This is a genomic window from Lentzea alba (assembly GCF_047445655.1).
Classification (GTDB): domain Bacteria; phylum Actinomycetota; class Actinomycetes; order Mycobacteriales; family Pseudonocardiaceae; genus Lentzea; species Lentzea alba_A.
The window spans coordinates 163686-179569 of sequence record NZ_JAJAEG010000017.1 but is presented as its reverse complement, the minus strand read 5'-3'; the positions used below and the strand labels follow the sequence as shown (position 1 = coordinate 179569).

The following is a 15884-nucleotide window of genomic DNA, read 5'->3' as shown; positions in this document are numbered from 1 at the left end:
CGGGCGTTGCACAGAAGGAGATCTGATGCGCGCACATTGGGCGCTGACCGCAACGATCATTGCCGCGCTGATCACACCGACCCAGGCCCACGCCCAGAACGTGCTGTGGGAGGCGGATCCCGCGAAGGGGCCGGCTGCCGTTTTCGACGGGTTGGAGCGCGATCCGGGCAGCATCACCGTCGCCAACGACCCGAAGTACGGGGCGTCGATCAAGTACGAGACGTGGGACTGGTCCAACGGCAAGGAGCGGTGCGAGAGCCGCGGCATGCGCAAGAACGGCTCGCCGTACCGGATCGGGAGCGCCGACACGGGCAAGGTCTTCTACTTCGGGTGGCGGGCGAAGTGGGACGTCAACCCGAACGGCGGCCACTGGATCTCGGTCTACCAGCTGCACATCTCGGGGGCGAGCGGGTCGCAGCCCAAGTCAGGGCCGTTCGTCCTGCGCACGCTCGGTGAGGGCAAGCTGCACTTCCAGCTCACCGCGCCGACCGGTGGGAGCAAGCACATCTGGACCGTGCCGTTCCCGGCCGGGCAGTGGAACGACTGGGTGATCGGCTTCAAGCTCAGCCGCGGCAACGACGGGTGGGTCGAGCTGTATCGCAACGGCGTGCAGCAGACGTTCAACAACGGGCAGAAGCGGTACAACGGCGCGACGCTGTGGGGCACGCACGTCAACACCAAGTGGGGTGTCTACCGGTCCGGCCCCAACAGCGGGCGCGCCGCAGCTTGGCTTAACAACGCCAAGCTCGGCACGAGCTACGCGGACGTCGCGCCGTAGACCTGCTTCAACGTGAACGCGAAAGCTGAAGGGCCGTGCGCACGCAGGTGAACCAGGCGTTCTTCGGCCTCCGAGACAGACGGGCGGTGACCGACAGGCACCCACCACAGCGCGGTCATCGCCTCGACGGGGTGCTCGAACCACTTGCGCCGGCCGCGCAGGATTGCCCTGTGGGCGTCGCCGTAGACGTAGTCCAGCAACGTCTCCGGTGACTCCCACACGGACATGTTCACGATCAGCCAGTCGTCGTCGAAGACGCGGATCGCGGTCGCGTCGCCCGCCTCGCTCTGCAGCCGCCAGCGGAAGCCGGGGGCGGCGTCCGCGACCGCGTTCACCGGGTCGAGGGCGTCGACGAACTCCTTGAGCAGCGGGCTGTCCAGCGGTGCCAGCAGCCGCGAGATGTTGACCTGGGCGAGTTCGAACGTCATCGGCGCGGCCGCAGTCCCTGACTCAGGGACAGCTGATGCCTGGCCGCTCGCCACTGCTTCACCTGCGGGCCGAACGTGAGGAACAGGTTGAGGACGCACAACACCATGATCGCAGCGACCACGAGCGTCGGAGCGATCTTGACGTCTTCCCGGTCCCATGAGCGGACCAGCGCGCCCGCCAACATGATGAAACAGGCGACGCTGGAGAGCCGCGACGTGATCATCTGGGGGAAGTGCGGGTCGTAGATCCCCCAGATCGCGCCCACGTTGAGCACGGCGAACCCGGCCGGGCTGGCGCCGTAGACGAAGCTCCAGAACAGGGTCTCGCCGTCCATCGAGCGGGCCACGAACAGGAAGGCGCCGAGAACGCACAGCGTGACGGTGAACAACCCGTGCAGCAGGCACGCCATGATCAGCCGCGGCGGCATCTGCGGCAGTCGGTGATACATCGGAGGTGCGGGCGTCGGCGCACCCCACTGTGGTGGTTGTGTCATCTCAAATCCCCCTAGAACAGCTGCTCACTCTAGTGTTGAGACGTGACAACGCACCCTGCTCCGAACGTTCCAGACCAGCTTTTCGACGATCCGGCCGCCGAGACCCGGTGGCGCGAGCGGTTCACCGCTCCCCGGATGAGCCTGCCTGGCTGGGCCGACGACGCACCGGACCGCACGCTGTACGTCTCCAACGCGAGCGGCGTGTGGGAGATCTACGCCTGGGACCGCGCGACGAACGAGCACCGCAAGGTCACGGACCGCCCGAACGGCACGTCGCACGGCACGCTGAACCCGGACGGCACCGAGATCTGGTGGTTCGACGACCACGACGGCGACGAGTTCGGCGTGTGGGTGCGCGAACCGTTCCACGCCGACGGCAGCAAGGCCGAGCCTGCGGTCCCCGGCGTCACGGCGGGCTACCCGGCGGGCCTGGAGATCGGCCGGGACGTGACCGCGGTGGCCGCGTCCACCGACGACGGGACGACGGTGTGGTTGTCCCGCAACGGCTCGACCGAGGTGCTCTACCAGCACGTCAACGACGCCGGCGTGACCGCGATGTCCAAGGACGAGTCGCTGGTCGTGATCGCGCACTCCGAGCACGGCGACAACCGGCACATGGCGTTGCGCGCCTTGAACGCCTCCGACGGCGCGACGGTCGCCGAGAAGTGGGACGGCAAGGGCCTCGGACTGGACGCCGTGTCGTTCAGCCCGGTGCGCGGTGACCAGCGGCTGCTGGTGCTGCACGAGCGCCGCGGCCGCGAGGAGCTGCTGATCTGGGACGTCGCCGCGGACACCGAGCAGGAGATCGTGCTCGACCTGCCGGGCGAGGTCGCCGCCGACTGGTACCCGGACGCCTCCGCGCTGCTGATCGTGCACACCCACCACGCCCGCAACACCGTGCACCGCTACGACCTCGCGACCGGTGCGCTGTCCACTCTGGACACCGCGCCGGGCGTGATCGGCTCCGCGGGCGTGCGGCCGGACGGCACGATCGAGTACTCGTGGTCGTCCGCCGAGAGGTCCACGGTGATCCGCGCACTGGCCACCGACGGCACCGAACGCGTGCTGGTCGAACCTGCCGGCGCCGTCCCCGCGACTTCTGAGGCTCTGCAGGACGTGTTCGTCGGCGAGGTGCACGCGCTGGTCTCGAAGCCGGCGGGCGAGGGCCCGTTCCCGACGGTCTTCCTGATCCACGGCGGCCCGCACTCCTCCGACGAGGACCGCTTCTCGGCCTACCGCGCGGTGTGGCTGGACGCCGGGTTCGCCACCGTGCACGTGAACTACCGCGGCTCGAGCGGCTACGGCTCGAAGTGGCGCGACGCCATCGAGGGCAGGCCGGGCTTGACCGAGCTGGAGGACATCGCCGCCGTCCACGACTGGGCGGTCGAGTCCGGGCTCACCGACCCGTCGCGCTCGGTGCTGAGCGGCGCGTCGTGGGGCGGCTACCTGACGTTGCTCGGCATCGGCGTGCAGCCGGAACGCTGGGCCGTCGGCGTCGCGGGCGTGCCGGTCGCGGACTACTTCGCCGCGTACGAGGACGAGATGGAACCGCTGCGGGCGTTCGACCGGGCGCTGTTCGGGGGCTCGCCGGAGGAGCTGCCGGAGCTCTACAAGGAGTGCTCGCCGTTGACCTACGTCGACAAGGTCACCGCGCCGGTGCTGATCCTCGCCGGGGAGAACGACCCGCGCTGCCCGATCCGGCAGATCGACAACTACCTCGACGCGCTCGCCGCTCGTGGGCACGCCTACGAGATGTACCGCTACGACGCGGGGCACGGCTCGTTGGTGGTCGCCGAGACGATGCGGCAGACGGCGGCCGAGGTGGACTTCGCGCGGAGGCACCTCGCGAAGTAGTCGCCGAAGTATGCTGGTGACGGCGCTGCCGGAGCGCCTCACCTCCTGATCGGTCACCCACGCTGACCGGCGTCGCGGAGGCAAAGGGGATTCCTGTCGTCCCGGCGCCGGTCAGTCGTGTGCGCACAACTCCCGGACGGGCAGAGCAAGGCGTGGGGAACGGCTCCAGCGCGTCCGCGAGAGGCACGTCATGACCGAGCAGAAGTCGTTCAAGCGCCTGGTGAGAGCCCGGATGGAGCGCACCGGCGAGTCGTACACCACCGCGCGCCGGCACGTGCTCGAAAAGGCACGGCCCACTGGGCAGATGCACGATTCGTGGCTGCTGCGGGAGATCCTCGACGACGAGTGGTCCGAGGCGATGCTGGCCGGGCTCGCCGGCGGCATCGGGTTCATGTACTTCGTGTTCGAGTACAAGGGCCACACGCCGACGATGACCATCGTCGCGCGGCACCACCCGGCGCCGTTCATCCCTACCGCGCTCATGCACGCGAAGATCCAGCACGACGTCACGACCACCACGTCCGCGCGCAAGGCCGAGACCCAGCTCCGCAACGCACAGGGTCCGGTGATCTGCCTGCTGGGCAAGGAAAAGCACCCGGTCGGCGTGCTCGGGGTCGACGGCGACACGGTCACGGTCCACAACCACGGCACGAGCACTCAGAAACTCACCGAGTTCATGACCAGCTGGGGCCAGGGCAAGCACGAGATGATCAGCATCGGTGAGCGCACGGGCGAGCCGGACGTCCAAGCAGCCATAGAGATGACCTGCGAGCACCTCACCGGACCGGTGCTGGGCAACAACTTCGACGTGAACTTCGGCTTCTCCGGCATGCGCAAGCTCGCGGAACAGCTGCGCGACAAGGGGAAGAAGGGCTGGGCGCAGCGCTGGCCCGGCGACACCAGGAACGAAGTAATGCAACGGCTGCACGACTGCCTGGAGGTCGAGTACACGGCACCGGGAGCGACCCGGCCGCTCTACGCCGACTTCCTCGACGAAGCCGGACTCCCTGGCGCACAGGAATTCCGCCAGTCAGGCGAGCTCTGGTCGGAGATCGCCAGAGGTGGCGACCACGACGAACTGGCCCGGAAAGTCGACGAGGCCCGTTCCATCGAGGAACGGGCCGTCCGTCGGCTGATGAGCTAGGCCGCCTGGGCCTGCCACATCCAGTGCGCCTGCTCCAGTTCCTGCGTGATGCCGATCAGCAGGTCCTGGGTGACGAGGTCGGGTTTGTCGGTCTCGTCGATGCGGGATCGCATGCGGGAGATCAGCGACGCAAGCGTTTCCGTGATCGAGGAAACGACCTGCTCCTCCTTCAGCCAGCCGGACGCGATCTCGGGCACGCCGGACGACGCGGCGATGGTCTTCGCCGTGCCGTTCGGCGTGATACCGAGAGCGGCCGCGCGTTCGGCGACCTGGTCGGCGGCGTTGCGTGCCAGGACGACCAGTTCGTCGAGCTGAAGGTGGACGCTGCGGAAGTTCTTGCCGATCACGTTCCAATGCGCCTGCTTCCCGATCAGGGACAGGTCGACGAGGTCGACCAGAGTCGCCTGCAGGACAGACCCGACCGCGTCGCGGTCGGAGTCGGACAACGGGCTGGTGATCGGGTTCTTGGCCATGGTCGAACGCGCCTCCTAGACGGTGACGGTGAGCGCCACCTCGATGTTGCCGCGCGTCGCGTTGGAGTACGGGCAGACCTGGTGGGCCTGCTCGACGAGCTTCTCCGCGACCGCCTGGTCGAAACCGGGGATGGTCACCGCGAGCTCGACGGACAGCTGGAAGCCGCCGGCGCCGTTCGGGCCGATCCCCACCTTGGCGGTTACCTCAGAAGAAGCGAGCTGAATCTTGCCGGCGCGCGCGACTGCCGCGAGGGCGGAGTTGAAGCAGGCCGCGTAACCGGCCGCGAACAGCTGCTCGGGGTTGGTCGCGTCGCCGCCGGGGCCGCCCATCTCCTTCGGGACCGACAGCACCTCGTCGATCACACCGTCGGAGGAGCGCACCTCGCCGTTGCGGCCTTCGCCGTATGCAGTCGCCTCGGCCGTGTACAGCGTGCTCATTCCGCTCTCCCTTGAGTCAGTGGTTTTGTTACCCACCGGTTAGAACGGATCGCACACGACTTATCTGCCCGATCGTGAGTCAGTTCACGTCCAGATGAGACGCCTGGCGGAGCGCGAACTCGGCGACCTGGCGGCCGATCACCCTCAGGTTCCGGTCGACGTCGGCATCCGAGCAGGCCCCGTCGCCGTCGAACTTGACCTGCGCGGAGTTGATCGCGGCACCCAGCGGCGTCGGCCAGCCGCGCAGGGCGTGCACGATCGAGCGAACCGCGGACAACGTGTTCACCGCGGCCTGCCAGCCGTACGCGGCGGTGATGGTGCCGACCGCGCGGCCGTCGAGGTACGGGCGCTCGTCGTCACGGAGGTCCTCGATGTAGTCGAGGGCGTTCTTGACCAGACCGGACACGGTGCCGTGGTAGCCGGGCGACACGAGGATCACACCGTCGGCACGGCGCAGGTCCTCGACCATCTTCAACGCGACGTCCGTGCGCTCCGGCACCGACGGGTCGTAGAACGGGAGGACCAGCTCAGGGCCGCTGTATTGGATCGTTTCCGCTCCGAGCTCGCGAGCACCCTCAAGAGCGACCCGCAGCGCCCGTTCGGACTGCGAGTCGGACCTGATCGAGCCACCGATGCCCACCACCGTCACCGTCATGCCAACGATCCTTCCACCTCCAGATACCTGGAGATCCAGCAATACTCGCTAGTAACCTGAAACACATGTCGAACTTCCAGGCCGGCGTACTGGCCGGTGCACTGCGCTTCGCGTTCGGTCTGCCGGGCCCGTTGCGCCGGCTCATCGCCGGTACCCCGATCCGCCTGGACGGCCAGGACCTGCACCCGGAAGCCCAGCTGTTGCTGCGGCTCCAGCAGCTGTCCGGCACTGACTGGCGCACGAAGACAGCATCCGAGAGCCGCCTCGACCTGGAGTTGAGTTCGAAGCTCGTGGCCGGTCCGAAGATCACCGGAGTCGGCACGAGAGAGCTGACGATCGGCGAGTTCGCCGGCCGGCTCTACACGCCGGACGGCCTCGCCACCGGCTCGCCTCTGTTGATCTTCTACCACGGTGGCGGCTGGGTGACCGGCAGCTTGGAGAGCCACGACCAGCTGTGCCGCTTCCTCGCCAGGGAGGCCGGTGTCCGGGTGCTGGCGGCCGACTACCGGCTCGCCCCGGAGTACCCGTTCCCGGCGGCGGCCGACGACGCGGCCGAGGTGCTGCGCTACGCCGTGGCCAAGGCCGAGGACCTGGGGATCGACGCGAAGCGGATCGCGGTCGGCGGTGACAGCGCGGGCGGCAACCTGGCCGCGGTGACCGCGCACAGCGCCGAGATCGACCTGGCGTTCCTGCTGCTCTTCTACCCCGGCGTCGACGCCTCGGTGCGCCGCCGCTCGCGCGAGATCTTCGGCAACGGGTTCTTCCTGACCGACGAGAAGATGGACTGGTTCCTCGACAAGTACACCGAGGGCGGCAAGGACCGGCACGACCCGCGTCTGTCGATCATGCTCGCCGACGATCTCTCGAACCTGCCGCCCACCTACATCGCGACCGCGGGCTACGACCCGTTGCGCGACGAGGGCGAGGCCTTCGCGGAACGCCTGGCCGCCGAGGGCGTTCCGGTCGTGCTGCGCCGGCACGAAGGTCTGTTCCACGGCTTCGCGAACGTGCTCGGCGTCGGCGGGATCTTCCGCGAGGCCGTGTCCGAAGCCGTGGGCGCACTCCGGACCGGCCTCGCGCTGGCCAACTCCGCTCAGGACGTGACCGAGACCGCCTGACGCTGACGCGACAGGACCCACCCAAGACCGGCGATCACCAGTCCGGCCAGACCTGCGACGACGAAGCCGAGCGGGGGTCCGCTGTGGTCAACGGCGACCCCCGTGAGCGGCTGACCTGCCGCTACGCCGAACGTGAACGCCGAGCCCTGCAGGCCGAGCGCGACTCCGCGGGCCGTGGCGGGCGCGAGCTTGCTGATCTGCTCGGTCGAGGCCGCGATCGTCGGCGCGCACACGAGGTTCATCGGGATGAGCGCGATCGCCAGCAGCGCCACGTTGCCGTCACCGATGCCGACCGGGATCGACAGGGCCGCCAGGCACGCCAGCAGCACCACACCGCCCGGCACCCGTTTGAGGCTGCCGTAGACGAGCCCGCCGAGAGCCGACGCGGCGCACATCACCACGAAGATCAGGCCGAGCCAGCCCTGCTTGCCCTCGTGCTCGAGTGACGCGATCGCCGCGATCTCCATGCCGGACAACACCATCGTGGCGCCGAACGGGATGATCAACGCCGCGATCATCGGCCCGCGCAACCACTCCTTGAGCTGCGGCTGCGGTCCGTCGACGACCTCGTCCTCGTGCACCAGCGGTGGGTTCACGACGAAGAGCGCCGCGCTGGCCAGCAGGATCGCGACGCCGATCGCCACGAGGGCCGTGCCGGTCGAGAACCTCGTCGCGATCAGCACGCCCGCCGCGGGTCCGACCATGAACGACAACTCGACCGAGATCGAGTCCAGCGAGAACGCCGGCCGCCGTTGCGGTTCGGGCACGAGCGCGGTGAGCGCCTGCCGCCCGATGGACATCATCGGCACCGCCACCAGGCCGTTCGCGAACGCCAGCACGAGCAGCAGGTAGTAGTCCATCAACGGCGCGGTGACCCAGAAGACGCCTTCGAGCACGCTGAGCGCCAGCGTGATCCGCAACCCCCTGCTGTCGATCAGCTTGCCCATGAGCGGCGACCCGAGACCGAGGCCGACCATGGTCGCGAACCCCACCGTGCCGGCCGCCGCGTACCCCTTGTCCAGCGAGGTCACGACGTGCAGCGTCACCGTGACGCCCGCCGCCGTCGGGGGGATCCTGGCCAGCAGCATGAGCAGCATCAGGGAACGAACCCCGGGCAGCGCGAGGACGTGTTTGAAGGGGGCGAGGTTCACCCCCTCATCGTCACCCGACTGGCAACGGGTTTTGCTCCCGGTCATGCTGCCGGGCGAGCACCCACGCGACGGCCGCCACCAGCAGTCCGACGACCCCGACGACGGCGAACCCCAGCGGTGCGCCGCCGTGGTCGATCGCCACGCCGGCGAGCGGAGCACCGATCGCGTTGCCCATGGTGAAGGCCGAACCCTGCAGGCCGATCACGAGCCCGCGGGCCGTGGGCGGCGCGAGTCTGCTGATGTGCTCTCCGGACGCGGCGATCAATGGCGCACAAGTGAGGTTCATCGGCACGAGGAGCAGACACAGCCAGAGCACGCTGCCGTCGCCCAGCCCCACCGGGATCTCCAACGCCGCCATCACCACGAGCAGCAGCAGAACGCTCGGTGCCTTCTTCACACCGCCGTAGACCAGGCCACCCGCGATCGACGCCGCGCACATCGCGAAGAACACGACGCCGAGCCAGCTCTCCTTGCCGATGCGTTCCAGCGACGCGATCGCCGAGACCTCCATGCCCGCGAGGCACACGGTCGCACCGACGCACACGATCAGCACGCCGACGATCCGCCCGCGCAGCCACTCGAACACCCGCGGCTTCGGCCCGTCCACGACCTCGTCCTCGTGGATCATCGGCGGATTCGCCCAGTACAGCAGCACTCCGGCGACCAGCGTCGAGACGCCGATGAACATCAACGCCGCGTTGGTGGAGAACTTGGTCGCGACGAACACGCCGAGCGCGGGCCCGCCCATGAACGACAGCTCGACCGAGATCGAGTCGACCGACAACGCGACCCGGCGCTGGTGTTCCGGCACGAGTGCGGTGATCACCTGCCTGCCGATCGACATCATCGGCACGCCGAGCAGGCCGACGCCGAACGACGTGATCAGCAACGTCCAGTAGCCCATCAGCGGCGCGGTGAGCCAGAACGCCGCGGAGGCCGTGACGCTGACCGCGAGCATCGCCCGCAGACCGCGTTCGTCGATCAACCTGCCCATCAGCGGAGCCCCGAGCCCCATGCCGATGGTGCCCACCGCCCCCACGAGCCCGGCCGCGCCGTAGCCCTTGTCCAGGGTGACGGCGACGTGCAGCGTCAGGATCACACCGGTCGCGGCAGGAGGCATCCTCGCGAAGAACATCAACAGTGCTAAGGGGCGAACCCCGGGCAGCATGAGGACGTGCTTGAAGGGCGCGAGGTTCACAGCCTCATCCTCACGCGGCCCGCAAAATGTTTAACCCTTCGTTTTCTTGATGTGTTCAAGATCTCAGGGCTAGGGTGATGACCGTGCCAGCACTGGACCACCTCGTGTGTCGCGAATGCGGCCGGGTCGAGGACGTCGACTGCGTCTTCGAACCGGCGGTCGAGCTCGCCGGCTTCCGCGTCGAGCGAGCCGAGATCACGTTCTGGGGGCGTTGCCCTCGCTGTACAGCTCTTCCAGCGCCCGGTACGCCTTCGCCACGAACGGGCGTGCCTTCGCATACCTCGTGACGGCGTCCTCGTCGGGCGTGATCGTCTGCGTCGGCTCCACCAGGTCGACGGTCAGCGAGTCGATCTCGCCCAGCGCCCGCCACGCGAGCAGCGCCGCGCCGACGGCCGAGCCGCCGGTGTCCTCGGTCAGGTGCAGCGGCATGCCCAGTGCGTTCGCCAGGGTCTGGGCCCAGACCGGAGCTCGGAACGCCCCTCCGGTGATCCGCAGCGACTCCACGTGCGGAACCGCGTCCAGCACCAACGCGAGTTGCTGACAGACGCCTTCTACCAGGGCTTTCGTGATCTGCTGCGGGGTGTGTTCGCGGCGCAGGCCCAGCAACGCGGCGTGCGCGGTCGGGTCCCACCACGGCGCTCGTTCGCCCAACAGGTACGGCAGGGCTACCAGGCCGTCGGAATCCGCGTCGGCAGCCTGGGAGAGCAGGTCGCCGACCGGGATGCCGAAAGTCTCGGCGGCCCACTGGGCCACCACGCCGCCGTTGCTGATCGCACCACCGCGGACCCAGAGGCCCTCGGCGATGGCGTAGCTGAACGTGCGGCCCTCGTCGTCGATGCCCGGTCCCTGCTGGGCCACGCGCAGGGCGCCCGACGTACCGAGCGAGACCGCGCCGGCTCCTGGCGTGGCGGCGCCGACACCGAGGTTGCCCAGGGGGCCGTCCCCGCCGCCGACGATGACCGGGATGCCGGGACGCAGGCCGGGGATCGCGACTTTCAACGGCGTCGAGTGGGTCGGTTCGACGAGCGGCGGGAGCTGGTCGGCGGTGACGCCGGCGAACGCCAGGGACGGCTCGTGCCACTGCAGCGTGTGGATGTTCATCAAGCCCGTGCCGGAGCCGGACGAGTGCTCGTTGATCAGCTCGCCGGTCAGGTGCAGGTGCACGAAGTCCTTGATCTCGCACCACTTCGCGGCGCGCACGCCGTTCTCGTGGAACCAGGCGAGCTTCATCAGCGGCGTGAAGGAGTGGATCGGGGCGCCGGTCGCCCGGTGCAGCTCGCGGCCTTCCGCCGTGCCCCGCAGGCGTTCGGTCTGCTCGATCGCACGGTTGTCGGCCCAGCTCAGCGACTCGGTGACCGGGTTCAGCGACGCGTCCAGGCCCATGATCGAGTGCATGGCGCCGGTCAGCGCGATGGCCTGGACGTCGTCGGAGGCCAGCTCTTGGAGGGCGTCCAAGGCTGCGGCGAGCACCTGCTGCGGGTCGTGCGTGGCTTCGACGCCGCTGGTGCGCATCGGGTAACCACGTTCAGTCGACGCGACCACTCGGGCCTGGGCGTCGACCGCGACGACCTTGGTGGCCGTGGTGCCGAGGTCTACCGCCAGAACGATCGCCATGACCCCCACCCTAGGTCGGTGGATACCGGACGAACCACTCCTGGGTCACGGGTGGGAGCGGGTGCGTCTCGGCCGCCCAGTCCGCGGCCATCCGCTCGATCACGTCCCGGAACTGCACGCGTTCGACCCAGTCCGGGCGGATCTTGTCGATGCCGTGCAGCGCGCCGACGAGGTTGCCGCACATGGACGCCGTCGAGTCGCTGTCGCCGCCGTGGTTGACCGAGATCAGCAACGCCTCGTTCGGGTCGTCCGTCACCAACGCCGCGTACAACGCGATCGCCAGCGCTGTGTCGCCGACGCCGCCCCTGCCGAGCTCCTCGACGCGCGCCACGCTCGGGTCGCCCAGCGCGGCGAGTTCGATCGCGTGCTCGATGGCCTGGGCGACCTCCTCGTGGCCTTCGCGGCGGGCGAGCGAGCTCATCGCGGTCTCGACGGCTTCGAGCAAACCCTTGCCACGCAACAGTTGGTGCACCAGCACGGCGAACACGCCCGCGGACAGGTAGCCGCTCGGGTGCCCGTGCGTCAGTGCCGCGTTCGCCGCCGCCAACGCGAACACGCGGCCCGGGTCGTCGCTGACGAACGCGACCGGTGCGACCCGCATGGCCCCGCCGCAGCCCTTGGAGTTGTTGACGGGCTTGGTGATCGTGGCCTGTTCGCCGGTGCGGGCGTACTCCTGCAACGCGCTCGTGCACGTGAGGCCGGGTGCCCGCATCCGGAACAGGTCGCGGTGGCCGACGAGCCAGCCGTCCGGTTCCTCCAAAGTGGACGCAACGCCGCGTGCCTTGTCCCACGGCGTTTTCTGGGTGTGCAGCCAGCGTTGGTACGCGTGCTGCGTGACGCCGGTGAGGTCGAACGTGCCGGTGGTGCGCTCCTGCACGTGCGCGCGGATGACCGCCTCGAACGTGAAGAGCGTCATCTGCGTGTCGTCGGTGATGTGCGCTTCGTCGGGCAGATCGGTGATGCCGTCGGGTCCGTGGCGCTCGTGGACGACCTCCATCGGCAGGTTCTCGGTGTTCGCGCCGAGCGCGTCCCCGATCGCGCCCGCGATGAGACAGCCGCGCAGCCTGCCGTCGTCCGGCGGCCGCTCCACGAAGAACCGGCGTCCTTGCCCGTCGAGCCACGCACAGCCCTCGTGCTGGACGAACGGCCGCTCCCAGCACCCGCAGATCCGCATGTGCTGCGCGGTGGCATCGGCCAGCTCGACCAGGTCGAACTCCGTGTCGAACGGCCGGCCCGGGTTGACGTGCAGCCGCTGCGGCTTGGTGCCGACGAACTTCGACGTGCTGACGAGCTTGCTGATGATGGTGTGCAGCGGCACCCGCATCCACTGGGCGACACCGGCAGGCAGCCGCGACTCGTCGGTGTAGACCTCCAGCACCTCGGGGAAGTCGTGCTGCTCCAACGAAACCTGACCGGGGATCAGGAGGTCGTTGTGGGCGTTCTTGTGCCCGAAGTCGGCCTGCAACGCACCCAGCGCGTGCTCCATCGGCGTCAACGGCGTGGTCACCACGACCTCCGGTACAGCTCTTCCGCGACGAGCCGGATGTCGTGTTCGGGCCCGCCCTGCAGGGCACCCGCGATGGCCCGCGCGACACCGCGCCCCTCACCCTTGAGTGCCTGCGCCAACGCACCCGCCGCGGTCGACGGGTCGGCGTCCGGAGGTTCGAGCTCGCCGGACGTGCAGAGATGATCGGCCAGCAGGATCACGGCATCGGCGGCCGGTGAGTCCGGGCCGTGGGTGAGCGCGACGAGCTCGCGGATCCGTTCGGCGTCCAGCCGCTGCACGGCGGCGGGCAACGCCCAGATCAACGCGCCGGGTCCCTGCGACTTCACGTCGCCGCGGTAGTCGTTCTTCGCCAGCAGACGTGCGCCCTGGCGTGACACCAGATCCGGCTGAACGGCAGGCTGCGCGGCCCACTCGGCCAATGCCTCGCGCGGATCTTCCGCCGAGCACGCGACCAACTGGTCAACGAGTCCTGTTCGGACACCCGCGCCCTGTGCAAACCCCTGATAGACGGCCACGACCTCACTGAGCCGAGGCGGCCTCAACCACTTGATCTCCCCCATCGCCGCCCGACCATACCGGCCGGGCGGCGGGGAGATTGCCACATCAGAGTCGCTTGGCGAGCTCTTCCGCGACCTCGTAGGTGTTCAGGGCGGCACCCTTGCGCAGGTTGTCACCGCACACGAAGAAGTCCAGCGTGTTCGGGAAGTCCAGCGCCTGACGCACGCGGCCCACGTACGTCGGGTCCTCGCCCACCATGTCGGCGGGCGTCGGGAACTTCTTCGCGGCCGGGTCGTCGACGAGCACGATCGTCGGCTGCTCCTCGAAGATCTTGTGCGCCGCCTCGACCGTGACCTCGCGGGCGAACGTCGCGTGGACGGCCAGCGAGTGGGTCGTGACGACCGGGACGCGCACGCACGTCGCCGAGACCTTCAGGTCCGGGATGCCGAGGATCTTGCGGGCCTCGTTGCGGACCTTCAGCTCCTCGGACGTCCAGCCGTCGTCCTTCAGCGAACCGGCCCACGGCACCACGTTCAGCGCCAGCGGTGCGGGGAACGGCGACTCGGACACCGGCAGACCGGCGGCCGACAGCACCTCGCGCACGTCGCCCGCGACCACGCCGACCTCCTTGCCGGCGATCGCGGAGATCTCGGCGTAGAGGCGGTCGATGGCGGCCTGGCCACCGCCGGACGCGGCCTGGTACGAGGCCACGACCAGTTCCTTGAGCTCGAACTCGCGGTGCAGGGCACCGAGCGACGCCATCATCGACAGCGTCGTGCAGTTCGGGTTCGCGATGATGCCGCGCGGGCGGTTGTCGATCTGGTCCGCGTTGACCTCGGGCACGACCAGCGGCACGTCGGCGTCCATCCGGAACGCGCCGGAGTTGTCGATCGCGATCGCACCGCGCTCGGCGGCGATCGGGGCCCACTCGGCCGAGACCTCGTCCGGCACGTCGAACATCGCGATGTCGACGCCGTCGAACGCCTCGGGCGAGAGCGCGATGACCGTCAGGTCCTGGCCGCGGACGTTGATCGTCTTGCCCGCCGAGCGCGGGGACGCGATCAGCCTGATCTCGCCCCACGGCACGGTGGACCGGGTGTTCATGATGTCGATCATCACGGTGCCCACGGCACCGGTAGCGCCAACCAGCGCGAGTACGGGCGCGGTCATCGTCCAGTCCCTGCGTAAACGACGGCCTCTTCGTCGCCACCGAGCTCGAACGCGTCGTGCAGGGCACGGACGGCGTCGTCGAGCTGGGTGTCGCGGCAGATGACCGAGATGCGGATCTCCGAGGTGGAGATGATGTCGATGTTGACGCCGGCCGTGGCCAGCGCCTCGCAGAACGTCGCCGTGACGCCGGGGTGCGAACGCATGCCCGCGCCGATCAGCGACACCTTGCCGACGTGCTCGTCGTAGAGGACCTGGTCGAACCCGATCTCGCCGCGAGCCTTCTCCAGCGCCGCCACCGCGCGCGGGCCGTCGACCTTGGCCAGCGTGAACGTGATGTCGGTGCGGCCGGACGCCGCCTGCGAGACGTTCTGCACGACCATGTCGATGTCGAGCTCGGCCTGCGCCACGACCCGGAAGATCTTGGCCGCGATGCCGGGGTGGTCGGGGACAGCCGTCACGGTGATTTTGGCCTCGGACCGGTCGTGCGCGACGCCGGTGATCATCGCCTGTTCCACGGGAAGGTCCTCCACTGAACCGGACACGATGGTTCCGGTCTTGTTGCTGAACGAAGAACGGACATGCACGGGCACGTTGTAGCGGCGGGCGTACTCCACACAGCGGAGCATCAGCACCTTGGCGCCACACGCGGCCATCTCGAGCATTTCCTCGTAGCTGATCGTGTCGAGCTTCTTCGCGTTCGGCACGATGCGCGGGTCGGCGGTGTAGACGCCGTCCACGTCGGTGTAGATCTCGCACACGTCGGCTTTGGTCGCGGCCGCGAGCGCCACCGCGGTGGTGTCGCTGCCGCCACGGCCGAGCGTGGTGATCTCCTTCGAGTCCTGGGAGACGCCCTGGAAGCCCGCGACGATCGCGATGGCCCCCTCGGACGTCGCGTCCTGGATCCGGCTCGGTGTCACGTCGATGATGCGGGCTTTGCCGTGCACCGACGTCGTGATCACGCCTGCCTGCGAGCCCGTGTAGGACCGCGCCTCGGCACCGAGCGAGTGGATCGCCATCGCGAGCAGCGACATCGAGATCCGCTCACCCGAGGTGAGCAGCATGTCGAGCTCACGTGCGGGCGGCACCGGGGACACCTGGCGGGCGAGGTCGAGCAGCTCGTCGGTCGTGTCACCCATGGCGGACACAACGACCACGACGTCGTTGCCCGCTTTCTTGGTCGCGACGATGCGCTCGGCCACGCGTTTGATCCGCTCGGCACTCTCAACCGATGAACCGCCGTACTTCTGGACGACGAGCGCCACCGACCCAACCTCCTTCGCGAGCTAAAACCCCACGTCGTAGGCAGCCTACCCGGACCACCTGGTGAGACTCTTGAGCCGTGACGCGCGTGACTACTCTGTCCG

Annotated in this window: 16 protein-coding genes; 4 read left to right on the top strand and 12 right to left on the bottom strand. The window is 68.8% G+C overall.

Annotated elements, in window-relative coordinates:
• Positions 1 to 25: 25 nt before the first annotated feature.
• A complete protein-coding gene (locus LFM09_RS27885) occupies positions 26 to 778 on the top strand; it encodes a heparin lyase I family protein (protein ID WP_414099517.1) in 753 nt (250 codons plus the stop codon).
• Here LFM09_RS27885 and LFM09_RS27880 read toward each other — a convergent pair.
• Both LFM09_RS27880 and LFM09_RS27875 read right to left on the bottom strand, forming a co-directional pair.
• Positions 757 to 1206 (bottom strand): DUF3291 domain-containing protein, encoded by a 450-nt coding sequence (locus LFM09_RS27880; protein ID WP_414099516.1) that lies wholly within the window; start codon positions 1204 to 1206, stop codon positions 757 to 759. The genes LFM09_RS27885 and LFM09_RS27880 overlap by 22 nt on opposite strands.
• Positions 1203 to 1700: a hypothetical protein gene (locus LFM09_RS27875; RefSeq protein WP_414099515.1), complete on the bottom strand. Its 498-nt coding sequence runs from the start codon at positions 1698 to 1700 to the stop codon at positions 1203 to 1205. Before LFM09_RS27875 ends, LFM09_RS27880 begins: the two co-directional genes overlap by 4 nt.
• Before the next feature lie 42 nt (positions 1701 to 1742).
• On the opposite strand from LFM09_RS27875, the gene LFM09_RS27870 reads away from it, so the two are divergent.
• Positions 1743 to 3554 (top strand): S9 family peptidase, encoded by a 1812-nt coding sequence (locus LFM09_RS27870; protein ID WP_414099514.1) that lies wholly within the window; start codon positions 1743 to 1745, stop codon positions 3552 to 3554.
• Positions 3555 to 3744: 190 nt separating this feature from the next.
• Positions 3745 to 4698, top strand: coding sequence for a DUF4872 domain-containing protein (locus tag LFM09_RS27865; protein ID WP_414099513.1), 954 nt, complete (start codon positions 3745 to 3747; stop codon positions 4696 to 4698).
• Here the strand turns inward: LFM09_RS27865 and LFM09_RS27860 are convergent.
• The 3 genes from LFM09_RS27860 to LFM09_RS27850 all read right to left on the bottom strand — a co-directional run bounded on the left by LFM09_RS27860 (position 4695) and on the right by LFM09_RS27850 (position 6264).
• Entirely contained in the window at positions 4695 to 5171 is a 477-nt protein-coding gene (locus tag LFM09_RS27860) for a Dps family protein (protein WP_414099512.1), read from the bottom strand. The two genes, LFM09_RS27865 and LFM09_RS27860, sit on opposite strands and share 4 nt — an antisense overlap.
• Before the next feature lie 15 nt (positions 5172 to 5186).
• Positions 5187 to 5609: an organic hydroperoxide resistance protein gene (locus tag LFM09_RS27855; RefSeq protein WP_414099511.1), complete on the bottom strand. Its 423-nt coding sequence runs from the start codon at positions 5607 to 5609 to the stop codon at positions 5187 to 5189.
• Positions 5610 to 5688: 79 nt separating this feature from the next.
• On the bottom strand, positions 5689 to 6264 hold the full coding sequence (locus LFM09_RS27850; protein WP_414099510.1) for an NADPH-dependent FMN reductase: 576 nt from the start codon (positions 6262 to 6264) through the stop codon (positions 5689 to 5691).
• A gap of 65 nt (positions 6265 to 6329) precedes the next feature.
• Between LFM09_RS27850 and LFM09_RS27845 the strand changes: the two genes are divergently transcribed.
• Positions 6330 to 7382 carry an alpha/beta hydrolase gene (locus tag LFM09_RS27845; protein WP_414099509.1) on the top strand — a complete coding sequence of 351 codons (1053 nt, stop codon included), beginning with the start codon at positions 6330 to 6332 and terminating at the stop codon, positions 7380 to 7382.
• On the opposite strand, the gene LFM09_RS27840 is transcribed toward LFM09_RS27845, so the two are convergent.
• The 7 genes from LFM09_RS27840 to LFM09_RS27810 all read right to left on the bottom strand — a co-directional run bounded on the left by LFM09_RS27840 (position 7358) and on the right by LFM09_RS27810 (position 15782).
• Positions 7358 to 8533: an MFS transporter gene (locus LFM09_RS27840; RefSeq protein WP_414099508.1), complete on the bottom strand. Its 1176-nt coding sequence runs from the start codon at positions 8531 to 8533 to the stop codon at positions 7358 to 7360. The two genes, LFM09_RS27845 and LFM09_RS27840, sit on opposite strands and share 25 nt — an antisense overlap.
• Before the next feature lie 10 nt (positions 8534 to 8543).
• Positions 8544 to 9731, bottom strand: a complete 1188-nt coding sequence (locus LFM09_RS27835; RefSeq protein ID WP_414099507.1) for an MFS transporter — start codon at positions 9729 to 9731, stop codon at positions 8544 to 8546.
• A 195-nt stretch (positions 9732 to 9926) separates the two neighbouring features.
• A complete protein-coding gene (locus LFM09_RS27830) occupies positions 9927 to 11345 on the bottom strand; it encodes a gluconokinase (RefSeq protein ID WP_414099506.1) in 1419 nt (472 codons plus the stop codon).
• Positions 11346 to 11355: 10 nt separating this feature from the next.
• Positions 11356 to 12852: an ADP-ribosylglycohydrolase family protein gene (locus LFM09_RS27825; RefSeq protein WP_414099505.1), complete on the bottom strand. Its 1497-nt coding sequence runs from the start codon at positions 12850 to 12852 to the stop codon at positions 11356 to 11358.
• Entirely contained in the window at positions 12849 to 13412 is a 564-nt protein-coding gene (locus LFM09_RS27820) for a hypothetical protein (protein ID WP_414099504.1), read from the bottom strand. Before LFM09_RS27820 ends, LFM09_RS27825 begins: the two co-directional genes overlap by 4 nt.
• Before the next feature lie 43 nt (positions 13413 to 13455).
• On the bottom strand, positions 13456 to 14520 hold the full coding sequence (locus LFM09_RS27815) for an aspartate-semialdehyde dehydrogenase (RefSeq protein ID WP_414099503.1): 1065 nt from the start codon (positions 14518 to 14520) through the stop codon (positions 13456 to 13458).
• On the bottom strand, positions 14517 to 15782 hold the full coding sequence (locus LFM09_RS27810; protein ID WP_414099502.1) for an aspartate kinase: 1266 nt from the start codon (positions 15780 to 15782) through the stop codon (positions 14517 to 14519). Before LFM09_RS27810 ends, LFM09_RS27815 begins: the two co-directional genes overlap by 4 nt.
• Positions 15783 to 15884 lie beyond the last annotated feature (102 nt).

What these genes read in the sequence shown, in the direction of transcription:
- LFM09_RS27885 (WP_414099517.1), top strand. Translation starts at nt 26, where the DNA reads ATGCGCGCACATTGGGCGCTGACCGCAACGATCATTGCCGCGCTGATC.
- LFM09_RS27880 (WP_414099516.1), bottom strand. Translation starts at nt 1,206, where the DNA reads ATGACGTTCGAACTCGCCCAGGTCAACATCTCGCGGCTGCTGGCACCG.
- LFM09_RS27875 (WP_414099515.1), bottom strand. Translation starts at nt 1,700, where the DNA reads ATGACACAACCACCACAGTGGGGTGCGCCGACGCCCGCACCTCCGATG.
- LFM09_RS27865 (WP_414099513.1), top strand. Translation starts at nt 3,745, where the DNA reads ATGACCGAGCAGAAGTCGTTCAAGCGCCTGGTGAGAGCCCGGATGGAG.
- LFM09_RS27860 (WP_414099512.1), bottom strand. Translation starts at nt 5,171, where the DNA reads ATGGCCAAGAACCCGATCACCAGCCCGTTGTCCGACTCCGACCGCGAC.
- LFM09_RS27855 (WP_414099511.1), bottom strand. Translation starts at nt 5,609, where the DNA reads ATGAGCACGCTGTACACGGCCGAGGCGACTGCATACGGCGAAGGCCGC.
- LFM09_RS27850 (WP_414099510.1), bottom strand. Translation starts at nt 6,264, where the DNA reads ATGACGGTGACGGTGGTGGGCATCGGTGGCTCGATCAGGTCCGACTCG.
- LFM09_RS27845 (WP_414099509.1), top strand. Translation starts at nt 6,330, where the DNA reads ATGTCGAACTTCCAGGCCGGCGTACTGGCCGGTGCACTGCGCTTCGCG.
- LFM09_RS27830 (WP_414099506.1), bottom strand. Translation starts at nt 11,345, where the DNA reads ATGGCGATCGTTCTGGCGGTAGACCTCGGCACCACGGCCACCAAGGTC.
- LFM09_RS27820 (WP_414099504.1), bottom strand. Translation starts at nt 13,412, where the DNA reads ATGGGGGAGATCAAGTGGTTGAGGCCGCCTCGGCTCAGTGAGGTCGTG.
- LFM09_RS27815 (WP_414099503.1), bottom strand. Translation starts at nt 14,520, where the DNA reads ATGACCGCGCCCGTACTCGCGCTGGTTGGCGCTACCGGTGCCGTGGGC.